Source organism: uncultured Thiodictyon sp. (assembly GCF_903828115.1).
Classification (GTDB): Bacteria; Pseudomonadota; Gammaproteobacteria; order Chromatiales; family Chromatiaceae; genus Thiodictyon.
In genome coordinates this window covers 1-4,451 of record NZ_CAIKKU010000873.1, presented here as the reverse complement: position 1 = coordinate 4,451, position 4,451 = coordinate 1, and the positions used below count along the sequence as shown (strand labels likewise).

Below are 4,451 nucleotides of genomic sequence, written 5' to 3'. Positions count from 1 at the left end.
GCTGTCGTTGTCGTAATCGAATAATCCGACCACGATTACGACAACGACAACGACGCCCGGTCCGTGACGACGTCCGGCAGTTGGAGCTGTAGGGTACGCGATGCGTACCCTACGACATCTGGGTTAACACATCAGTTCTGATCGCACCCGGGCCGACCCGTCCCCTTCAGTCCTCGCAGGAGTAGCCGTGGGCGATCAGGCCCTCCTCCAGGTCGTCGGAGACCATCGGGTGGGCGATCAGGTAGTGGGCCGCGCGCACCGAGTAGTCGCCGATGGCCTCGTCTACCGCCTCCTCCCAGTCCTCCACGGTGTAGTCGCCGCGCCCGACCCACATCAGTGCGATCAACTCGGCACGCTGGCGCTGGTTCATCTCCCCGATGCACTCGACGAGTTCGGTGAGGGTGTAGTCCCCGCTGTGGTCGGCCAGGATCTGAAGTGCCCAGTCCTCCGACGGGCTCGACGGGGTCTCGGGGATCACCACCTCTTCCTTGGACTGGAATTCGCGGGCCTTGGCGATGATGTAACAGATGGTGTCGAGTGGGATATGCAGCATGGGCGGGCTCCGGGTCGACGCCGGGGACCCGATCGGCGTGGCGCCGTCGCGGACCCGTGGTCTTGATCTGGGTGCGAAGTGTACTACGCGGAGCGCGGGTTTCGGGGCGGGGGATTGCGGGCCGCCGCGAACCCTTTGTGAGTTGGGGGGGTGAATCCGGGATGATTGGGGCGCACTTGACCCCTGATCGGTACCCCTGGCCCTTGGAGTTAGCGCCATGTCCATGTCCAACCCTTTGCGCGGCGCCGCTCTGCTGCTGGCGGTGTGCGCCCTTGCGGCCTGCGCCACGGCCCCCGAGACCGGGCGCAGCCAGTTGTTGCTGGTTGATGCCGGCCAAGAGGCCGAGATGGGTCTCAGCGCCTTTCAGCAGAAGAAGCTGCAGACACCCATCTCCCGTGATCGGGCTGGAAACCAACAACTTCAGGCCGTCGGCGGGCGCATCGCGCGGGTGGCGCGGTTGCCCAACGCCCGCTGGGAGTTCGTCCTCTTCGCGGACCCGGAGCCCAACGCCTTCGCCCTGCCCGGGGGCAAGGTCGGGGTCAATACCGGCATCCTGCCCATCACCAAGGACGAGGCGGGGCTCGCGGCCGTGGTCGCCCACGAGATCGCCCATGTCAGCGCCCGCCACGGGGCGGAGCGGATGTCCCAGGGGATGGCCGCGCAGGTGGGCGGGGTCATTCTGTCGGTGGCCCTGGAGGCCTCCGGCTACGGCGGCGCGACCCGCAGTCTGGCGACGAATGCCTATGGACTGGGCACCCGGTATGGGGTGCTGATGCCCTACTCGCGCCTCCAGGAGGCGGAGGCCGACCGCATCGGCCTCCTGTACATGGCGCGCGCCGGTTATGACCCGCGGGAGGCGATTGCCTTCTGGCGACGCTTCCAGTCCTATAACGCCGGTCGCGGCGGCAAGGGGCCCGAATTCCTGAGCACCCATCCGCTGGACGAGACCCGCATCGCCGAGCTTCAGAAATTCCTCCCGCAGGCCATGGCCGAGTACCAACGGGCCGGGGGGCGGGGCTGACGACTGGTGTCCGGCCGCGCCAGGGGGCGTCCCGCGGGCTCCTGGTGCTGGTGTTGCCGCTCCTGGCCGGGTGTGGGCCCGGCGACCAAGGGGGCGCGGGCGCCGACTGGCGCACCGCCAAGGCGCAGCCGGGTGTGGTCCCCGCCTATTCCCAGCGCCCCGGCGATCCCGGCCGCGGTTATGACGCGCTGCTCAACCGCGCGTCGGACACCTGCGGCCTGCCCTACCGCGCCTATGCCGAGGCCGCGCTGCCGTCCGGGGGCAAGGCGCGGGCGGACCCGGGGCCCCAGTTCCCGGGGCGCACCGGGCGCAACGCGCGGCTACCCTACCCGCTGACCGCCCACCAGACGGACTCCGGGGTGGAACTGGTCACCACCAATTGTCTCGCCTGCCACGCCGCGAGCCTCGACGGCCAACTTATCATGGGTCTGGGCAACGCCTTTCTGGACATGACCCAAGACCCACTGCTCGCGGTCGTGTCCACCGCGGCCCGGGTGACGGCGCCGGCCGAGCGGGCACAGTGGCAGCGCTGGGCGGACCGGGTCGCGGTGCTCTCCAGCTACATGATGACCGACACCGTCGGCGTGAACAGTGCCGGCAACCTGACCCTGGCCCTGATGGCCCACCGCGATCCCAAGAAGCTCGCCTGGTCCGCCCGGCCGCTCCTGGAGCCGCCGCCGCAGCGACCCCTGCCGGTGGCCGTGCCGCCCTGGTGGAACCTGCGCAAGAAGCACGCCCTGTTCTACAGCGCGCAGGGACGCGGCGATCAGGCCCGCCATCTGATGCTCGCCGCCGCCACCTGCACCGACTCCCTTGCCCAAGCCCAGGCGCTGGACGCCTGGTTCGTCGATGTGCGCGCCTATCTGGCCACCCTGGCGCCGCCCAAGTACCCCTACGCCATCGACCAGACCCAGGCGGCGCGCGGCGAGGCGCTCTTCGAGTCCCACTGCAAAGGCTGCCACGGCACCTACGGCGAGGACTGGCGCTACCCCAACCGGGTCCTGGCCCTGAGCGAGGTGGGGACTGACCCGGCCCTGGCGCGTGCCGGCTACAGCGATGAGGATCGCTTCCGCGCCTGGTTTGCGCAGTCCTTCTATGGCGAGCTGTCGCAGATCACCCCGGCCCTGGGCTACCTGGCCCCACCCCTGGACGGGGTCTGGGCGACCGCCCCCTACCTGCACAACGACGCCGTGCCAACCCTGGCCGCGCTGCTGGAGCCGGCGGCGCGACCGACCTGGTGGCGCCCGCGCCGCAGTGCGGAGGGGCAAGGCGTCTATGACCGCGACGCGCTCGGTTGGGCCTACGAGACCCTGCCCGCGGGCAAGTCCGCCGCCATGAGCTGGGACGAGCGCAACCGCCTCTACGACACCACCGGCAAGGGCTACGGCAACGGCGGCCACCGCTTCGGTGACCGGTTGTCGGCGGCCGACCGGCGCGCCCTGATCGAGTACCTCAAGACCCTCTGAGGCCCGCTGTTCTTCTGATCGGCCCAAATAGTGCTTGCGCAGGCAGGCAGTGGTCTGTATACTTGTTGAATCAGATGCGGGGTGGAGCAGTCTGGCAGCTCGTCGGGCTCATAACCCGAAGGTCGTAGGTTCAAATCCTGCCCCCGCTACCAATTAGAAGAAGGGCTTATCGGCGATTCCGGTAAGCCCTTTTTCTTTGCCTGGCGTTTAGGCAAGCGCTGGTGCAGGCAGATTTCGACAATGCGCGCGCAGCGGGTGGGGCAGCAATGCCTGGGGGTGACCGTTCGTCGGCCCCGTCAGCGGCGTGGGCGGCAGCGCACAACAGCAAGGGGTAAAGAGTTCATGACCGCAGAGATTGAAAATCTCGTCTTGGAGCAGTTGCGCGCGATCCGGGGGGAACTCTCCGATATCAAGGAGCGCCTGGGGCGCGTCGAGCTTCGCCTGTCCGGCATCGAGCAGACCTTGGACGGCGCGCTGGCCGACACCGACCGTGAGGCCGGCCAATGGTTCATCAAGCGCATGGAGCATATCAACGGCGCTTGGGGCTGAGTAACGAGTCAAGATCAAGTCAAACACCATCGTTGTCGTTGTCGTTGTCGTTGTCGTTGTCGTTGTCGTAATCGTAATCGGAGAGGCGAAGCACTTTGGGGTGCGAGAGAGTCCGGTGCGCTACGATAACCTCGATTACGACAACGACAACGAAAATGGCGCTATACGCAGTCCCTGATGGAATCATTTAACCTGTTAGTGAATCGTTCCTGACCGACATCCCCGGCGCCGCCGATCAACCGTCAGTCTGGTTCGGGGCGGCGCGTTACCGGGCACTCGTCACTGCCGCCGCGCAACCGCCCATAGACCTGATCCAGCATCCAGTTCCGGAAGAAGGCACCCAGGGCCTCATCCTGGAAGATCGTGTTGATGAAGTCGCCGTGTTTCTCATGGCGGGTCACCAGCGCATCGTCCAAGGCCTCGCGGAACGGGACCCCGAAGTTGCCCTTGTCATTGACGCGGGCGGCCTGTTGGAGGTCGGCATCGGCCACCAGTTGCGCAGTCACACCATCCACCAGGTCCTGGGCATCGAAGTCGGTGCCGAAGCGCGTATTGATGACCTCGATATCTCAGGCCCCTGATCCTGGACCTGGCCGGTCCCGGGGTCACGGTGCTGGACTCGGGGGTCGCCGTCGCGCGTCAGGTCCGGCGGCGCCTGGAGGCTGACGCCCTGCTGGCACCCGCGGGGCGCCCCGGCACGGAGCGCTTCTGGACCAGCGGCTGCCCGGTGGCTGGCCTGGGCCTGGTCGCGCGCCTGTGGCAGGCGGCGGTGACGCTGGAGCCGCTGCCGGACGGTGTCTGCCGGGACAGTGGTCCGTCAGCGAGTCGGTTGTGACAGCGCGATGCAAACCATTCCAGAACG

At 67.5% G+C, this 4,451-nt stretch carries 7 protein-coding genes and 1 tRNA gene; 5 read left to right on the top strand and 3 right to left on the bottom strand.

Features of this window, described 5'->3' with window-relative positions:
- Positions 1–166 precede the first annotated feature (166 nt).
- Positions 167–553: a DUF3775 domain-containing protein gene (locus QZY48_RS32880; RefSeq protein WP_295438737.1), complete on the bottom strand. Its 387-nt coding sequence runs from the start codon at positions 551–553 to the stop codon at positions 167–169.
- 217 nt (positions 554–770) lie between these two features.
- Between QZY48_RS32880 and QZY48_RS32875 the strand changes: the two genes are divergently transcribed.
- From QZY48_RS32875 to QZY48_RS32860, 4 genes are all read left to right on the top strand, one after another.
- Entirely contained in the window at positions 771–1,574 is an 804-nt protein-coding gene (locus tag QZY48_RS32875; RefSeq protein ID WP_295438735.1) for a M48 family metallopeptidase, read from the top strand.
- Positions 1,575–1,618: 44 nt separating this feature from the next.
- A complete protein-coding gene (locus tag QZY48_RS32870) occupies positions 1,619–3,040 on the top strand; it encodes a c-type cytochrome (protein WP_295438733.1) in 1,422 nt (473 codons plus the stop codon).
- A 75-nt stretch (positions 3,041–3,115) separates the two neighbouring features.
- Positions 3,116–3,192: transfer RNA gene (locus QZY48_RS32865), tRNA-Met, on the top strand.
- A 190-nt stretch (positions 3,193–3,382) separates the two neighbouring features.
- Complete coding sequence (locus tag QZY48_RS32860) at positions 3,383–3,589, top strand: hypothetical protein (RefSeq protein ID WP_295438731.1); 207 nt, start codon at positions 3,383–3,385, stop codon at positions 3,587–3,589.
- Between the two features lie 19 nt (positions 3,590–3,608).
- On the opposite strand, the gene QZY48_RS32855 is transcribed toward QZY48_RS32860, so the two are convergent.
- Both QZY48_RS32855 and QZY48_RS32850 read right to left on the bottom strand, forming a co-directional pair.
- Positions 3,609–3,776 (bottom strand): hypothetical protein, encoded by a 168-nt coding sequence (locus QZY48_RS32855; RefSeq protein WP_295438729.1) that lies wholly within the window; start codon positions 3,774–3,776, stop codon positions 3,609–3,611.
- Between the two features lie 55 nt (positions 3,777–3,831).
- The gene (locus QZY48_RS32850; RefSeq protein WP_295438727.1) at positions 3,832–4,095 is read right to left on the bottom strand and encodes a hypothetical protein; all 264 of its coding nucleotides are present in this window, start codon (positions 4,093–4,095) and stop codon (positions 3,832–3,834) included.
- 104 nt (positions 4,096–4,199) lie between these two features.
- On the opposite strand from QZY48_RS32850, the gene QZY48_RS32845 reads away from it, so the two are divergent.
- A complete protein-coding gene (locus QZY48_RS32845) occupies positions 4,200–4,424 on the top strand; it encodes a hypothetical protein (RefSeq protein ID WP_295438725.1) in 225 nt (74 codons plus the stop codon).
- The last annotated feature ends 27 nt before the right edge of the window (positions 4,425–4,451 follow it).